Origin of the sequence: Pseudomonas sp. PDM15, from assembly GCF_014851565.1 — a bacterium.
GTDB lineage: Bacteria > Pseudomonadota > Gammaproteobacteria > Pseudomonadales > Pseudomonadaceae > Aquipseudomonas.
Genome location: NZ_JACVAA010000009.1, coordinates 18,696 through 33,067 on the forward strand (window position 1 = coordinate 18,696; position 14,372 = coordinate 33,067).

Sequence of the window (14,372 nt, forward strand, 5' to 3'; positions counted from 1 at the left end):
TTGCGATAGAATATCAAGCAATCTTTTACGACATAAGCCTAGGCGCGACATGAACCCTTACCCTCTGATCACAAAGCTCGCCCGCGAGCTCAAGCGGTCGATCTTTATCATCGACTGTGAGTCAACAGGCTTTCTTGACCCAGATGTCGCAATCGTCGAGTTGGGCTACCTGGCCGTCTCGCCGAGTGGGGTGGTCAAGCGCGAGGCTACCTTGGTGAACCCGGGCTTCCCTATTCCTCAAAGCGCAACAGACGTACACCGGATCACGAACCAAATGGTTTCCGGGGCCCGTGACTATCCAAGCCTTCACCCCTGGGTTTCCACGGTATTCGAGAGGCATGTCGTCGCTGGTTTCAACAGCCGGGCGTTTGATGTGGGTGTGCTGCAGGCTTGCATGGATCGGTACGGCCTCACCATCTGTGAGCCTGAACTGCAGCTCGATGTCCGGGATATCTGGATTGAGGTCAGCGGATCTCAGCGCGGCAAGCTCGGCGCAGTCGCCAAGGCCTATGATGTGACACCAGGGACGGCGCACCGCGCCGACGGTGACGCCATCACCGCGGCAGGAATTCTTGAGGCCATGCTGTGGCAACACGGCGCCGAGAGAGTGATGGCCCAACTCGTTCAGCGCTCCCCAGCACCTGCCAATGATCTGCTAGCGACTCCGTGAGATGATGATGCGTTGTTTGGCCCAAGAAAGGAGTCACAATGCACTCATCGAACACAAAGCTTCCCCGTATTGTCATGTGGCACGGCGGCCGGCAGTGGGACGGCGCCGCCGACATTCACCCCGGCCGTAAAGGCCGCAACGAGCGAGCGCCGGGCATCCACTGCACAACCCACTTCCTCAGCGCGCAGAAAAACGCCAGGGGCGATGGACAGGTTCGCAAACTCGAACTAGAGCCGCGTTTGCTGCTTGAATCTGCAGCTATTCCCATTGCGGAGGTGGAGAACTTCGTCCGCAAGTTCATCCCCAAGCGCGCCCAGGCGGAGCTCCTAACCAAGCTCCGCGCGGCATCCGGACGGAGGGATCTCGCCTCCAGAGTGCTGGTAGGAGATGCCCCTCACTGCCTGGCCGAGTCGATATTGAACCTCTGCGTGGAAGCAGACTTGGCGCATGGGGCCCGGGGGCTCGCGCTAGCTGCGCTTTTCCTGGCAAACGGGATCGATGCCAGCTTTGAGAGCGCAGAGGGCAACGAGGTGCTTGGCGTGATCTTTAACCCCACCTGTATCAAGTCCAACGTGCCTGTGGAGACCAGTGAAGTTCCTACACACATGTACGAACTTCCTGACCCTCGGTCCCCCCAGGGCGGCGACAGCGCGCCCAGCCTCTAACGCCGAAATATTGATTTTGTGCATTGCAAAAGCATATATTGGGATGACGTGAAAACTAGGATTCCCGATGACTGCCAGGCTCAAGCAATGCACCGCCATCTCGATAGAAGGCGGTGAACCATTCACCGCCTATATAGATCAGCCGGGGCAGAGCCTGCTACTGCTGACGATCGCTGATGGCGCGGCGTCCGATGCATGGACATGTCTGCACAGCGTGCCGGCCTCGCCTCTTGAATTCATCGCACAAGCTTCCCCAGAACACCTTGCTCAGCTGCTCACGCAGAGGAGCGGAGCGTCTCCTGATCGAGTTGAAATCGCACGCCAGGCGAAGTCGATGATCATCCGCCGGCGGCGCCTGCGGAGCATTGATCTGCCTACTGCCCGCGTCTTCTACCGAGCCACTGAAGCGATACCGCTGACCGAGCAAGTCGACGAGATGCCGGAAGCGATTCTGGAGATGCTCTATGGCGAGGACTGGCGGAACACCTACCCAAGGATGCCAGCACCCGACTTCGACGCAGTGTTGAGCAAGGTCGTTCGGCTGCAGGCCGCCCTCACCCAAATGCAAGCGTCGCCGGCAGCGTGCCAGCGCGGGAGTGTCTCCGATGCGCAACAAGTACAGCCCTGAAACCTTCGAAGCTGTCATGTCCCTTCTGCGCGCCGGGGAAACCCCGGCATGGCGGCGCGTTCGCGAGATCACCGGTAAGGGGTCGAGCAACACGATCCTCATGGAGGTCAAGCAGATCCTCGCAGAGGTGGCGGAGCGCGCTTCCGCCGGCGACTACCCCAAGCCGGTACAGGATGCTTTCTGCACACTCTGGCTGGAGCTGAAAGCCGCCGCCCGCGGCGAGCTCGACGAGTTACGCGTCTTCCTCCATGAGGAAAACCGGCGCGCCCAGCAGTCAGCCAGCCAGGCTGAGCAGCTGGCCGCGCAGGCCAAGGAAAAGCTCGCGGAGCGAGACCGGCAGATCGAGCTACTGCAGCAACAGTTGGATATGGCCTCGCAGCGCGAAGAAGGTCTTACAGAGCAGCTGCGCCAACTGGGCGCGCGGCTCGACCAGGAGCAGGAGAAACTCTCGACTGCACACTTGGCTCACCAGCAAGCCCTTGCGGAGAAAGATCAAGAGATACGCCATTGGCAGGGCAAGCTGGATACGGAGACCCAGCATCGCCACCAGGTGGTGGCCGAGATGGCGACCGAGCATCAGGCCAAGGTCGCACGGCTTGAGTTGGAGATCCGAAACGAACTGGAACGCTACGAGAAGGACACCGCCAAGTTCATGCGGCAACTCGACCAGGAGCGCACCGAACATCGCAGGGAACTGAAGGTGTTGAACGGATCTATTTCCGGCCTGCAGACGCAACTCAGTGAGGCGAAACAGAAGACGGCCCAGGCCGAGGGCGAGAACACCGCGTTTCGCCGGCAGGTTGAAGACCTTTCGACTCAGCGATCGGCACTGGAACAACGCAACCAGGTGCTCCAGGCTGAAGCAATCGCATCGTCCGCGCGCTTGGCCGAACTCACGGAAAGGATCACAACGCTGCAACGGGCTGCTGAGCAGCTGGAGAAAGCCCCCTCGAATGCTCAAGAGTGACAAACGGTATCGACCTGATTAGGCTATGCGGAGGCCGCTTGCTGCCTCCCCCCTCCGCCTCTTCAGGTATGGCGAAAGCAAGCTCTTCTCTTCGTGGTGGTCTTAACGGCTGGCACGTCGTAACGGAGGGAGCGACACGCTCTCATGCGCGCCAGTATCGTAGAGGCACACCATGCACACGACTAAATCTCTCAAGTCGCAGGCAAAACTCCTGCGCGCACACTTCTCCAGCCAAGGCATTGAGATAACTCACTCGCAAGCCCTGGAGGCCGTAGCGGCTGCACACGCATTCAAGAATTGGCGGACTGCTGAAGCCTCGGTAGAGAAAGCCGAAACGCCAAGCAAGCATGTCTCTCCTGAGCTTTATATGCAGCTTGAGCAGCTGGCCGTAGAGCGAGTGGCCAGCGCTGAGGGTGAAACCGGCCCGTCGGCAGCGGCGACCGGCATCGAACGTACTCCTTCTGTGAAGACGAGCAATGCCCTCGAACAGGCTAAGAGGATTCGCGAGAACCAGGAGATCGCAGCCGCACTGGAGGATGAGAATATTTCTCTGGCAGATCTTCTTGCCATGTTCGGCCGACTGGCAAAGCGACAAGAAACAAGCGACGCGGAAATGGAGGCTGCCAGGAGTTTACTGGATCGCATCGGTCGCCGAAGCGCAGCTTCTGTCGCCAGCTAAATTCGTTCGTAGCGAGCCGTATAAAGGCCAGGTATCCCTGGCCTTTGCTCTTCAGGCGAGTCGCAGATTGGCTCGGGCCCCAACTAACTTCATCGGCGCCCCAGGCGCCATCGAGCCGATCAGATCGCGGATGCGCGCATCCATCCGATCGCTGAAGGCCGGCGAGTCAACGTCGAAGAAGTTGGCGACACCGCGAGACGTTTGGTGCTCCCACCACTCCCCCTTCGTCAGATTCACGCTGGCCAGGTGCAATGGCGCCGTGGCGGGGTGAATAGCATGCACGATGGATATCCGCTCGCCGAAAGCGAATGCGTCATGCGCCACGGGCAAAGAGACGAAAAACTCCTTCGACTCATCGTCGTGCAGCTTCAGGCCGATGCCGTGCTCATCTGGGCGAGACACCCATACAACGGTGCCGGAAGTCGACAGGAAGCGAATAGACGGCCAGGCATCATGCGGCGCTTCATCAGCAATCGGAGACTGCACCAGGACATTTCCCCAGCAGCTTCCCGATGCCTTCAGAGGGGGCTCTGCGGCAATCCAGTTGTCATTGGTGTACGCGGTGAAACGTGCGGAAGAGCTTGTTTCATTCGCAAAGCGCTGTTCAGCAGCTTCGCGCCAGGCCCTGGTGCTGACCGGTAATACTTTATCCATAAAGAGGCGCTTCAAAACTGCTAGGAGCGGACAGTGATGGCTGTTTGCCACCTGCGAACTGTCTCACATTCTAACAAGCTTATAAATTCAAAAATTCGATTTGTTACAAATGTTTGGCGCTGTAAAACCGCCGAATTGAACGAAGTCGACCCATGCCGCTCTGTCATTCCGACTTTAGTCGGAATTAGTGACCGGGCGGTCGACCAGCTGTGCAGGGGAACTGCTCAACCTATCGACACCCTTGATGGAGGCGTATATCGGCAGGGTTTCCAAGATCGGGACATTGCTGTACTTGGTATCCGACCGGCGGCGCCGAGGTACGGCTGCCGGATCCGGCGGAGGGATGTCTATCGGCGTACCGCACCAGAACAGCGGAAGCGATGTCTTCACCTTGCGACGGCTGCCCTCGCCCCAGGTGAAGTTGACATGGTGGATGATGTCCCCGCTGTAGATGTAGGCCAGGTCTGGCTGAACTGGAGCGCGAAGCAGAGACGCCAAACGTGCAAGGTCTCGCCTGGCCGCATCCACTCGATCAGCGGACTCCAGCTGCTCTTCGAGTGCCCGTAGAACCTTTTCGGGATGCCGGCGGCTGATGACCCGGTGCGGGGTGAGACTGAACGAGGCCTTGCGCGGAAGAACCGGCTGCGCGCCGACAAGCAGGAGCGGCCGAACCGCATATCTGATCTGCAGGCGGGGAACCCCGCATGTCGCAGTGACTGCGCGCCATATGCTCTGGTGCGGCTTGAGCTTGAGCCAGTGCTGCAGATTGCCGCCACCGACCTCCCCTCCCTGTGGAAGGCGTGCCAGCAAGCCAGCGCGCAATCGGCGCAGCGGCCTGCTGGTAACATCGAGGTCAACACGGGCCTGGTGGGCTTGCTGCACCAGGTTTGCTAGCTCACCACCAACAAAAACAGGACCGCTGGCGCGGAAGAAGCTTGGTTCGTCTGATTCAAGTCCACATAGCGCGCGGCGCAGATCATCAGGAATCGCCTCGTTCGGCTGGAACGGCTGAAGGCCATGGGCACCGGAAATCCAGCCGCCCCGGTGGTCGGCCTGAGCGCCGGCAAACAGCTCCTGGTGGGCTGCCTTCCACGCGCACAGCGCCGACTTGAAGCGCTCGATCTGCTCAAGCACCTCAATTATCGCCACCTGGTCTACACGGGCCGTATCCACCGCAGCCATCTGATCGAATCCGTTGATCTTTGTGTATTATTGCTAGCCTGAGAGTACACGTTTATAGGCATCTAGGATATGGGAATGGGGGCACGCTACCTGCTGTGCGTGGACCTGGAGGCTACTTGCGACAGCAGTCCAGGCTTCGAACAGTTCATGGAAGCTATCGAGATCGGCGCCGTCATGCTTGACCTGGCCAAGGGCGAGCCTGTTGCTGAATTCAACAGCTTCATACGGCCGACAATCAGGCCGCTACTCACCCCTTTCTGCATGGAGCTCACCACGATCACTCAGCGGGATGTGGATTCGGCCCCGGGGTATTCGGATGCCCTTGCCGCCGTCAATGACTTCCTCCAGCCCTTCGGAGATGAGTGGCTCTGGTGCTCCTGGGGGAACTACGATCGAAACCAGCTGATCAAGGACGGGCAGCTTCATGGTCTTGCGCCGCTCCTGCCGCCGGCGAGACACATCAACCTGAAGAGATGCTTCGCCAAGGAACACAAATCCAAGGCAGTGGGGTTACGTCAGGCCGTCCGCCAGCTTCAGCTTGAATGGATTGGCACTCATCATCGCGGCATCGACGATGCACGCAATGTGGGCTGCGTGGCCATCCGCATGCTTGAGGCTCAAGCAGGGCAGCTTCTTCAAGCGCTCAGCAACAATGGAACTGCACCAGGCGCAGCCTGAGCGCTCCCGCGGGGTCCCAGGCATTGCGATGCAATGCCTGGGCTGAAAAGAGCATCCCGCGCGCCGCGCGCTGGGCGGCCGCAAGTCATGGCGCTATGCTTTCAAGGCCTGAATGCAAGCTGGGTTACGCTGATGCATCGGGGCGCAATCCAACTTGAAATTGATGGAGAATCCTATGACACCAGACGAAATTGCTGACGAACTGTTCGATCGCTATGCGCTTGAACCGGCTAAAGCGGCCTTTGCCAAAGGCCTGGAGATCGGCAGACAGCAAGGCTTCTTCGAGGGGCATGCTGTTGGCCAGTACACTGGCTTTGTCGGCGCGGTGAACATGCTCAAGCCGGCACTCTCCGATGGCCTTCGCCATGGGTCCCCTGAGTGCGGCCGCGCAATGCAGGGCCTGGGCAACATGATCCCGGACTACGTGACCGACGACGAGCTTGCTGACGCGTTCGAGCAGGAACTGGCAAAGCAGTGACAACGGAAAAGGCCGGCTATAAGCCGGCCTTTTTCTTCACCCCTGGACAACCCGAATAATCCAGCACAGCGGGTTCAGATCCCAGGGAGCCTTCGGATAGCGCTGGTTCCAGTGGAACGCGTACTCCGTCCAGTTCGCATACCCTTCAGCGTGGATCTCGTCATCTGAAATGTCCTCCAGGTGCCCGAGGCTGACGGCCAAGATCCGCGCCGACGCCAAAGGGGCGCCTTTGTTGTATCGATCGAGCCCCGTGACCGGGACCTGATCTCCCTCTCTGCCAACGGGACAGCTGTCGATCAGCTGCTGAACCGTCAGGCACCGCCCGCTACCCGGCGGCCACTCGTAACCGGCAACAGCATCCGCTGCCGGAGGATCAAAGAGCGAACCCTGGCCAGCGGGCTGACCAGCGATAGTGCATGATTCAATGCTCACGCCGACAGGCATTCGCAAGGAAAGGTGACGAAGATCCTGGTACACCTTCGAGCGCAACTCATCGAGCACGATGGCATCGTCTCGCACACTCATTTCACTGGCTCCACTGAAGGTAGGGAAAGCGCGAACTTCTGTTCGACTTGGAGCCATTCGCCCTTGGGCTCATAGATTTCAAATTGCATGCATAACTCATCGGGCGGGATGTTGGAGAACGTCGGGAAATGCGAGTGGGGATCAAATATCGTGACCCCATAGACTTGGTGCCTAAACGCAACGACCCAATGCCACCTCCCAATAGCGCCCCTCCAGTCGTCTCGAACTTTCAAGACGCCCAACCCTTCAAAGTGGCTCCACCCGCGCCAACGGCGCGGGTCCAGGAGCAATCCAGCATTCGCGATAGCCATGCGCATCTCGCTGGAAGATGTCGAGAATGGTGGACGCCCTGACCTGCGGACCCCAAGGCCCAGTTCGACGAACTGCTGCCGCGCTTGGGCGTAGGTGATCCCGGAAACCATCGCAAGACAGGCGGCTCCACACCCGTAGCCATCCTCCTGCACGATCTTCTTGATCCCGCACTGAGCTTGCCAGTCCACAGGGCTGATCCTCTTTAAGCGACCTGACCCGCCGGCGGCGCCATCAACACACGACGGCTGCCCTCGGCTGAAGCTGCACTGACGACGCCGGCAGCCTCCATCAACTCCAGCAAGCGTGCTGCGCGGTTGTAGCCGATGTTGAGGCTACGCTGCACAGCCGAGACCCCCGCTCGACGCGAAGTCAGGACGTACGAAACAGCCTGGTCGTAGAGCGGATCGTCCGTCTCAACGGATGCCGGCGCTTCGGTGCCCAGGCCCTGCGGGATCTCCTCGCCGCCGAAACCCTCCAGCAGCAGCGGCATCATCTCCCGCAGCGTGAGCATCATCAGATTGAAGCTTGCATCGAGCTGGCCGGCAGCATCGTCGCCACCGTCTTGTGCGGCCTGGTCCTGCAGGAGATCTTCAAAGCGCAGGCGCTTGATCGTCAGCTTGCTGTCGAGCACGAAGGACAGCTTGTCGCTCCAGGCGATCGCCAGTTGAGTGACCTGCTTACCGGAGGAGAGGTGCAGCTGGATTTCTTCGCTGGTGAGGTCCTGTCGCTTGCAGCGGACCACCCCGCCGTCCTCGTGGGTGTCACGGAGTTCGCACTCGTCCAGGACGAAGAAGCCCTCGCTGGCTTGGCCGGTCTTGAGCCAATCGGTCAGCGTCGCTGTCGGGGCGATTTTGACGCTGATCGGGCGAACAGGCAGGGAGCCGATCGCCTCGCGCATGGTAGACAGAATGTCTTCAGCCTTGTTCGTGCTGGAGGCATCGACGTAGATGAGGTTGGAGGCCACGTCGATTGCGGCATAGGTGACGCTCTTGCGGATGAACGCGCGAGGCAGGAAGGCTTGGACGATCTCGTCTTTCAGCTGGTCGCGCTCTTTTTTGTACACCTTGCGCATCTGCTCGGCTTCGATTTCCTCGACCTTCTCCTGCAGCGCATCGCGCACCACGCTGCCCGGCAGAATTCGCTCCTCCTTACGGGCCGCGATCAGCAGGAACCCATTGGTCGCATGAACCAACGGGGCATCCGGTCCCTTCCCGACCGGAGCGACGAAGCCGTAGGTCACCAACTCCTGGTTGGCACAGGCGCGCGCAGGTTTGGTGGCCAGCGCTACTTCCAGAGCCTCGGCGTCGAGGTTGATGTTCTGGGTCAGGCGGTAAACGAGCAGGTTGCGGAACCACATGGTGTATCCCCTTCGGTGCGGGCTTATTCGCCCTGAATGTTTGCTAACGCAATATCAATAGCAAAACATTGGACTAAAGCGCAAGCGAAGCGTAAATTCTGCCCATCAAACACGCGCGGAGACCGCTCCAATGAAGAAGCTCATCACCCCTGCCCTGATGCTCACGATCCTCACCGGCTGCTCCAGCATCCCGCAGGATTACCAGAACACCGCGAAGTTCGGCGGCATCGGCGCGCTTGCCGGAGCGGTCGCCGGCGCAGTCATCAACCATGACAACCGCGCCCAGGGCGCGCTTCTGGGTGGCGTGCTGGGCGGTGCAGGCGGGGCCGGCTACGGCCTCTATGTCGACAAGCAGGAAGCCGAGCTGCGCTCGAAGATGCTTGGGACCGGCATCACCGTTAAGCGCGACGGCGACAAGGTCAACCTCGTTCTGCCCGACAGCATCACCTTCGAGACCGGCAGCTACCGACTCACTCCCCAGGTACAGCAGGCGCTCAACGAAGTGGCTGCTTCGCTGCAGCGCTACCCGGGCAGCAGCCTGATCATCACCGGTCATGCCGATGCAACCGGCACGCCTCAGTCCAACCTGCAGCTGAGCCAGCTGCGCGCGAACGCTGTATCGGTGTACCTGCAGAGCCAAGGCGTGGAACCTGCTCGCCTGACCGTCCTGGCCGCAGGCGACAGCGCGCCGATCGCCGACAACAACAATGCCCAGGGGCGTGCGGCCAACCGTCGAGTCGAGATGACCGTGACACCTGGAGCCGTCGGCGCAGTGCAGCCGGGCTATCAACAGCAACCCCATACGCAGTACCAGCAGCCGCAGCAGTACCGGCCTGCCCAAACTCAGCAGCGCTACCAGTACGCGCCGGCACCTGTATATCAGGCGCCCTACACCGCGAGTGCCTCGACGCGAATCCTGAGCAACTCCCTGCTGCAGGGCATCTCGCAAGCCATCACCAACGGCCCGACCGCGGGGCTGCGCTCCGGCATGGCCACCGCTACACGAGGCGCAACCCAGGAGGCGACTCGCGAGGTCAACAGCACCATCCGCGACTACCAATACGACAGTTACGGACGGTACTGATCATGCGCAGTCCCAGAACGGCAACTGCCGAGCCGACCATCATCAGACACGGCGAAGCTTTCCAGGTAGCTGACGCAGTGGCGACTCCCGTAGTGGGTCGAATTGGTGGCCTGTTCTATGCGGGCATCCAGAAAGCATCGCCAGCGGGCCCAGCTGAGATCAGCTGGGCGACTGAGCGCTTTTCTCGCGAATCCTTGGCCGAAGAGGAAGCCGAGGACTTGGCCCTCGGCTGGTACAACCGCGCCTGGGATGACGAGGAAGCCAAGCGCGCTGCTGACGAAGAGCCTTCAGTTCAAATAGCTTCCTTCGGCAGCTGGAACTCCAGCGATGACGGGTTATATGAGGCGCAGTACCTACTGGGCATCCTCCATGAGGCCGGCAAGTCCGCGGACTATTGCGCCCTCCAAATCTCGTATCAAGGCGGAGACCCAGGGGAGCCGGATTGGGAGGGACCGTTCGAGTCAAGAGCGCAGGCAGAGTCCCGTGCCAAAGAAGCGCTTCGGGATTGGCAGAACAGCGATCCGGAACCTTCCACCTGCCCTGACTTGGCGAGGCACTGACAATGCGCAAGCCTTCTTCCTACAGCCCGCGGAATGTGCCGAACCTCTATCAAGACCGAATCGTGCGCGGCAACGCTGCGCCTGGCTCGAACGTCGTCCCCCTCGTTGGCCGAATCGAAGACCGCTTCTTCCCAGGCATCGAGAAGTCTCGGCCAGGGGAGCCGCTCGAACTTCGCTGGAGCACCGAGCCTTACTCCAGCGAATCCCTGGCCGAGCGTGACGCTCAAACCATGGCGATCCTTGCCGCCGAAGAAGCCTGCATCCAGGTCGAAGTAGTCAGCCCTTCAGTCACCAGCCTCGACGAGCAACACAGAGGCAACTACGCGGTGGGATCGCGCATCGAGAAAGGTATTCGGGTGTACTACTCCACCCTCCAGTGCACGGACTGGGGGAATAGCAGCTCCGGGGTCTGGGGCGGCCCCTATGAATCCCTCGAACAGGCCGAGCAGAACGTCGGGCACAGCCTCGAAAACTGGATCGGCGCCATGGATCTCTTCGCCGACTCCATGATTCCACCGGGAGAGGAAGAGATCGATCTCGACCACCAGCCACTTCCCAGCGGCCTGTAGCCCCCGAGGACGAACCACATGAGCAATCAAATCGACCATGCAGCGGCACTTTCAGCCGCTCGCACACCCAACGTCACCGCGCTGACCGATTACCTGCTCGACGCCGAATATGCGGACTTCAGATCCATGTGCCAGGCAAAGCCAGGCCTCAACGACGGTGTTCCACGGCCGCTGCCAGGACTGAGCGAAACCGATCTGGCTCGCTGGGGAACCGCGTGGGAGTTGTTCGCCGAGGGTGAAGAGGAGTCAATGCCCGAAGCTGAGCGGGACTGGTTCGCCGCCAATGGCGTGGGCCATGTGTGGTGCGAGGTCATCCGCACGCGCGGGGACGGCCGAGTCAACCTGCAGCTGCTCGCAAAAGCCGAAGGCATGAGCCCGGACACGCCGGCCGACGAAATTTTTCGTGGGCGCCGCATCGATCCAGCGGACTACGCCGAGGAAATGCACCAGTTCATCAGCAGCAGCGGCATGGGGGCCGCATTCGCGGACTTCCTCGCCGGGCAGATCCTTCTACAGGAGCGGTCCATTGAACTCGTAGATTCGGCCGGGCCGTCAATCTGATGCATCTCCGCGCATTGTTATGCCAAGCGATGCGCCTTTATGTCCATCGGAGCGCTTTTATGCCTCGCTTTACTCCATACACCCTACGACATCGAATCCCCGGGCGCCCGCCCGGGCCAGGGAAGGGATTACCACTAATCCAACTATGTTCGCTCATCCTCCCCACCACCTCTATTTACCTGGTTGAACAGAGGGGATGGGTGGACGCCACAGGGTGTTTGTTGGATTAGTGGTAATTTCTGGCCGCCTTTATGGCTTTGTTTATCTCAAACAACGCTGCTATATTACCGCAATCCTATTTGTAAACATGCGAGAAGCCCGCAGGAGCAGCAATGAGGCAACCCAGCGCATACTTGCCAGGAAGCAACCAGCACCAAGCCGGCGCTCTCACCGAATTTGAAGAGTTGGTCGTGCTCAATGACGACCAGCCGGTTGGCGTAGCACTTGCGGACGAGGCGCTTGCGGCAGGCCACACGCCAGAGGGGCTGAGGGGGCAGGTTGTTTACGTCGACTTCCAGAAGAACGTCGCTTACCCGGCGGATCTGGGTCAGCACGTTGCCGCCAACGAAGATCTGGTCCCTCATGCTGTTCTCGAAGTGAACTTCCACTTGTCTGGCCTGGGCAGCTACCCGAGCCGCGAAGCCCGTACAGCGGCGAAAGGAGTCCTGCAGCAAGCACTCGCATCGACTCACCTCGCCGATCAGCTCAGCGCCTGCCTTCGCACCCGCCGCGGTGACCGCGCCCTGACGGTCGCCAGTGAGGTGATCGAGGACTTAGTTCCGGGCGCCGCTACGTCCACGCAATCCCGACAAGTTCTGCTCCGTGCCCTGGAAGCATTCTGCGAGGAGCTGCAGCGGCAACCACAGGCGGCCTTGCTTCATACACCAATCCCTGAACCTGATTGCCTGTTCAACGAAGAGTTGGGCCAGGCCTCACCACACTGATACGGAGACGCCTCCCATGTCGACCCTCACCCGCGAAGCGCTGCTCGCCATGCCGGCCGATCAGTACATGTCGGAAACCCAACTGAAGTTCTTCGAGACCCTTCTGCAGTCCGAGCTGGAAGAAGCGCGCCAACGTCACCACGACGCACGAGAAACCATGCAGGACCGTCCCAACATCGCGGACATCTCCGACTGGGCCAGCTCCGAAGAAGAACGCACCAACGCGCTGCGCCAGGCCGAACGCAATGAGCAACTCTGCCGCAAGATCAGCAAAGCGCTGGAGCGCATCCACGACGGCAGCTACGGCTGGTGTGAGGAAACGGGCGAGCCGATCGGCCTGCAGCGCCTGCTGCTGCGCCCCACCGCCACGCTGTGCATCGAAGCCAAGCAACGCCAGGAAGCACGCGAGCGCCATCACTACAAGATCCGCGGCGCGGCCTAACCCAGCAGTAACCTCAAGGAGCGAACCATGCAAATCGAGACCGCAAAACGCCTTCAGCGACTGGAGCGCTGCGCTGAGCTCATCCAGGGCAGCAGCGAGACCGATGAATCGAAGGCTGAAAGCCTGAGCTACATCGCCGGCTACACCGCGCTGCTCAAAGGCGTTGAAGCCGACAGCACTACTGACGAGGAACCCGATGTGGTCGCCGCCATCGTCAACCTCGACGAGTTCTGCGACCTGGTTGAACAGACCGCAGCACAGGAGGCCTGACCATGGGCATCACGAAATCCCTGATGAACACCGGCAGCCGCGCCATCTTCAATCGGATGTCTGGCCTTTTCAAAGACAGCCCTCGACTCCAGGGCCTGGTAGCCAAGGGCGCCGACCTCATCTCTCCGGATGGCCCGGACAAGTCCACCACCTCGAATGCACTGGTCGACCTCTTCAAGCGGAAGGGGCTGACGCTGCTGCAGGACCAGCTGAGCAATGGCAGCAAGGCGGGCTTCGTGCAGAGCCTGCTGAGCAACGATAACGCCAAGTCTGGCTTTCTGATGAAAGCCGCATTCGTGTTGGCCCCGGCCCTCGCCGTGGCCGTAACCGTGCTCGGCAAGCTGACCTCGGCGCTGAAAGAAGCCAGCGCCCGACCCAATAACCAGACGCCGCTCGGCGACCTGATCAAAGCCGGTGAGACCGCGACTCCGGCCGCTGCCGCGGCGCGCAGCCCGGCCGACGAGAAAGTTTCGGATCTCGAATGGGAGATTCAACTTGCCAAGGACGTGGGTCGCGGCCTTCAAGCCAACCTCGACAAGGCCAAGAGCACCCCGGGCGTTCATCCGAGCCTCATCGCGGACTTCGAGTCGCAGATCGCCGACAACACCCGCAAGCTGCAGCAGAAGCAGACCGAGCTTCAGGCGCTTCAGAACCCTTCCGAGTCTGCTCGGGCCGGCACCGATCTGATGAGCCTGCTGCAAATCAGTTCGGTCCCGATCACCCAGACCCATAGCAATGTGGATGCCGCCTTCGAAGACTGGACGCGTAGCGAGAAAGCCTCGCGCGCCGAGTTCGGCCATACCGAGCGTCAACTGCGTGAGACGCAGAACATCGTCTACATGCTGCAGACCGACCTGCGCAACGATCCAGGCAACGCCGAGATCGAGCGCCGACTGGCCGATGCCAAGCAGAACGCCGAACGCGCCCTGGATCTCCATTCCGAGTCCATGGACAAGCGCCACGCGATCGTCGAACAGGGCAAGATGTTCGGCCACCAAGCCGAGACCTTGATGGCGAACGAACCGGTTCCGGAAGACTGGAATCGACCAAAGGACTTCATCCCAGACAACTGGGATCAGCCTGCCGGCCCTTCTCGCTAACCACCACGAACCTCAGGGGCGGCCATGTGCCGCTCCTGTGCTTTCTG

The 14,372-nt window shown here is 60.6% G+C and carries 20 protein-coding genes and 1 pseudogene; 15 read left to right on the top strand and 6 right to left on the bottom strand.

What is annotated here, in order from left to right:
• Positions 1-49 precede the first annotated feature (49 nt).
• From IB232_RS21390 to IB232_RS21410, 5 genes are all read left to right on the top strand, one after another.
• Positions 50-670 (top strand): 3'-5' exonuclease, encoded by a 621-nt coding sequence (locus tag IB232_RS21390; RefSeq protein WP_192400584.1) that lies wholly within the window; start codon positions 50-52, stop codon positions 668-670.
• A 38-nt stretch (positions 671-708) separates the two neighbouring features.
• Positions 709-1,335, top strand: a complete 627-nt coding sequence (locus IB232_RS21395; protein WP_192400585.1) for a hypothetical protein — start codon at positions 709-711, stop codon at positions 1,333-1,335.
• 67 nt (positions 1,336-1,402) lie between these two features.
• Entirely contained in the window at positions 1,403-1,963 is a 561-nt protein-coding gene (locus tag IB232_RS21400; RefSeq protein WP_192400586.1) for a hypothetical protein, read from the top strand.
• Positions 1,941-2,930 (top strand): DNA-binding protein, encoded by a 990-nt coding sequence (locus IB232_RS21405; RefSeq protein ID WP_192400587.1) that lies wholly within the window; start codon positions 1,941-1,943, stop codon positions 2,928-2,930. Before IB232_RS21400 ends, IB232_RS21405 begins: the two co-directional genes overlap by 23 nt.
• Positions 2,931-3,102: 172 nt before the next feature.
• Positions 3,103-3,609, top strand: coding sequence for a glyoxalase superfamily protein (locus IB232_RS21410; protein ID WP_192400588.1), 507 nt, complete (start codon positions 3,103-3,105; stop codon positions 3,607-3,609).
• 51 nt (positions 3,610-3,660) lie between these two features.
• On the opposite strand, the gene IB232_RS21415 is transcribed toward IB232_RS21410, so the two are convergent.
• Together IB232_RS21415 and IB232_RS21420 are read right to left on the bottom strand one after the other, a co-directional pair.
• Positions 3,661-4,263 carry a hypothetical protein gene (locus IB232_RS21415; protein ID WP_192400589.1) on the bottom strand — a complete coding sequence of 201 codons (603 nt, stop codon included), beginning with the start codon at positions 4,261-4,263 and terminating at the stop codon, positions 3,661-3,663.
• A gap of 174 nt (positions 4,264-4,437) precedes the next feature.
• On the bottom strand, positions 4,438-5,445 hold the full coding sequence (locus IB232_RS21420; RefSeq protein ID WP_192400590.1) for a hypothetical protein: 1,008 nt from the start codon (positions 5,443-5,445) through the stop codon (positions 4,438-4,440).
• 75 nt (positions 5,446-5,520) lie between these two features.
• Here IB232_RS21420 and IB232_RS21425 point away from each other — a divergent pair, with 75 nt between their 5' ends.
• Both IB232_RS21425 and IB232_RS21430 read left to right on the top strand, forming a co-directional pair.
• Entirely contained in the window at positions 5,521-6,123 is a 603-nt protein-coding gene (locus IB232_RS21425) for a 3'-5' exonuclease (RefSeq protein WP_225592469.1), read from the top strand.
• 175 nt (positions 6,124-6,298) lie between these two features.
• Positions 6,299-6,601 carry a hypothetical protein gene (locus IB232_RS21430; protein ID WP_225592470.1) on the top strand — a complete coding sequence of 101 codons (303 nt, stop codon included), beginning with the start codon at positions 6,299-6,301 and terminating at the stop codon, positions 6,599-6,601.
• A gap of 36 nt (positions 6,602-6,637) precedes the next feature.
• Here the strand turns inward: IB232_RS21430 and IB232_RS21435 are convergent, their stop codons facing one another.
• The 4 genes and pseudogenes from IB232_RS21435 to rdgC all read right to left on the bottom strand — a co-directional run.
• Positions 6,638-7,126 carry a hypothetical protein gene (locus tag IB232_RS21435; RefSeq protein WP_192400592.1) on the bottom strand — a complete coding sequence of 163 codons (489 nt, stop codon included), beginning with the start codon at positions 7,124-7,126 and terminating at the stop codon, positions 6,638-6,640.
• Complete coding sequence (locus tag IB232_RS21440; RefSeq protein ID WP_318652302.1) at positions 7,123-7,626, bottom strand: hypothetical protein; 504 nt, start codon at positions 7,624-7,626, stop codon at positions 7,123-7,125. Before IB232_RS21440 ends, IB232_RS21435 begins: the two co-directional genes overlap by 4 nt.
• A 14-nt stretch (positions 7,627-7,640) precedes the next feature.
• On the bottom strand, positions 7,641-7,892 hold the full coding sequence (locus IB232_RS23630; RefSeq protein ID WP_318652305.1) for a DNA translocase FtsK: 252 nt from the start codon (positions 7,890-7,892) through the stop codon (positions 7,641-7,643).
• Positions 7,878-8,795 (bottom strand): annotated as a pseudogene (rdgC, locus tag IB232_RS21445) (recombination-associated protein RdgC); the annotation flags it as partial. The gene IB232_RS23630 and the pseudogene rdgC, both read right to left, overlap by 15 nt.
• A gap of 130 nt (positions 8,796-8,925) precedes the next feature.
• Between rdgC and IB232_RS21450 the strand changes: the two are divergent.
• The 8 genes from IB232_RS21450 to IB232_RS21485 all read left to right on the top strand — a co-directional run bounded on the left by IB232_RS21450 (position 8,926) and on the right by IB232_RS21485 (position 14,325).
• Positions 8,926-9,879: an OmpA family protein gene (locus IB232_RS21450; protein ID WP_192400594.1), complete on the top strand. Its 954-nt coding sequence runs from the start codon at positions 8,926-8,928 to the stop codon at positions 9,877-9,879.
• Positions 9,880-9,881: 2 nt separating this feature from the next.
• Entirely contained in the window at positions 9,882-10,439 is a 558-nt protein-coding gene (locus IB232_RS21455) for a hypothetical protein (protein WP_192400595.1), read from the top strand.
• Between the two features lie 2 nt (positions 10,440-10,441).
• Positions 10,442-11,008, top strand: coding sequence for a hypothetical protein (locus IB232_RS21460; protein WP_192400596.1), 567 nt, complete (start codon positions 10,442-10,444; stop codon positions 11,006-11,008).
• Between the two features lie 18 nt (positions 11,009-11,026).
• Positions 11,027-11,569, top strand: coding sequence for a hypothetical protein (locus tag IB232_RS21465; RefSeq protein WP_192400597.1), 543 nt, complete (start codon positions 11,027-11,029; stop codon positions 11,567-11,569).
• A gap of 332 nt (positions 11,570-11,901) precedes the next feature.
• On the top strand, positions 11,902-12,513 hold the full coding sequence (locus tag IB232_RS21470) for a hypothetical protein (protein WP_192400598.1): 612 nt from the start codon (positions 11,902-11,904) through the stop codon (positions 12,511-12,513).
• A 16-nt stretch (positions 12,514-12,529) separates the two neighbouring features.
• Positions 12,530-12,955: a TraR/DksA family transcriptional regulator gene (locus IB232_RS21475; RefSeq protein ID WP_073666219.1), complete on the top strand. Its 426-nt coding sequence runs from the start codon at positions 12,530-12,532 to the stop codon at positions 12,953-12,955.
• A gap of 27 nt (positions 12,956-12,982) precedes the next feature.
• Positions 12,983-13,225, top strand: a complete 243-nt coding sequence (locus IB232_RS21480; RefSeq protein ID WP_192400599.1) for a hypothetical protein — start codon at positions 12,983-12,985, stop codon at positions 13,223-13,225.
• A 2-nt stretch (positions 13,226-13,227) separates the two neighbouring features.
• Entirely contained in the window at positions 13,228-14,325 is a 1,098-nt protein-coding gene (locus tag IB232_RS21485; RefSeq protein ID WP_192400600.1) for a hypothetical protein, read from the top strand.
• The last annotated feature ends 47 nt before the right edge of the window (positions 14,326-14,372 follow it).

Coding starts and splice junctions, on each gene's coding strand:
- IB232_RS21390 (WP_192400584.1), top strand. CDS start 50: ATGAACCCTTACCCTCTGATCACAAAGCTCGCCCGCGAGCTCAAGCGG.
- IB232_RS21395 (WP_192400585.1), top strand. CDS start 709: ATGCACTCATCGAACACAAAGCTTCCCCGTATTGTCATGTGGCACGGC.
- IB232_RS21400 (WP_192400586.1), top strand. CDS start 1,403: ATGACTGCCAGGCTCAAGCAATGCACCGCCATCTCGATAGAAGGCGGT.
- IB232_RS21405 (WP_192400587.1), top strand. CDS start 1,941: ATGCGCAACAAGTACAGCCCTGAAACCTTCGAAGCTGTCATGTCCCTT.
- IB232_RS21410 (WP_192400588.1), top strand. CDS start 3,103: ATGCACACGACTAAATCTCTCAAGTCGCAGGCAAAACTCCTGCGCGCA.
- IB232_RS21415 (WP_192400589.1), bottom strand. CDS start 4,263: ATGGATAAAGTATTACCGGTCAGCACCAGGGCCTGGCGCGAAGCTGCT.
- IB232_RS21420 (WP_192400590.1), bottom strand. CDS start 5,445: ATGGCTGCGGTGGATACGGCCCGTGTAGACCAGGTGGCGATAATTGAG.
- IB232_RS21425 (WP_225592469.1), top strand. CDS start 5,521: ATGGGGGCACGCTACCTGCTGTGCGTGGACCTGGAGGCTACTTGCGAC.
- IB232_RS21430 (WP_225592470.1), top strand. CDS start 6,299: ATGACACCAGACGAAATTGCTGACGAACTGTTCGATCGCTATGCGCTT.
- IB232_RS21435 (WP_192400592.1), bottom strand. CDS start 7,126: ATGAGTGTGCGAGACGATGCCATCGTGCTCGATGAGTTGCGCTCGAAG.
- IB232_RS21450 (WP_192400594.1), top strand. CDS start 8,926: ATGAAGAAGCTCATCACCCCTGCCCTGATGCTCACGATCCTCACCGGC.
- IB232_RS21455 (WP_192400595.1), top strand. CDS start 9,882: ATGCGCAGTCCCAGAACGGCAACTGCCGAGCCGACCATCATCAGACAC.
- IB232_RS21460 (WP_192400596.1), top strand. CDS start 10,442: ATGCGCAAGCCTTCTTCCTACAGCCCGCGGAATGTGCCGAACCTCTAT.
- IB232_RS21465 (WP_192400597.1), top strand. CDS start 11,027: ATGAGCAATCAAATCGACCATGCAGCGGCACTTTCAGCCGCTCGCACA.
- IB232_RS21470 (WP_192400598.1), top strand. CDS start 11,902: ATGAGGCAACCCAGCGCATACTTGCCAGGAAGCAACCAGCACCAAGCC.
- IB232_RS21475 (WP_073666219.1), top strand. CDS start 12,530: ATGTCGACCCTCACCCGCGAAGCGCTGCTCGCCATGCCGGCCGATCAG.
- IB232_RS21480 (WP_192400599.1), top strand. CDS start 12,983: ATGCAAATCGAGACCGCAAAACGCCTTCAGCGACTGGAGCGCTGCGCT.
- IB232_RS21485 (WP_192400600.1), top strand. CDS start 13,228: ATGGGCATCACGAAATCCCTGATGAACACCGGCAGCCGCGCCATCTTC.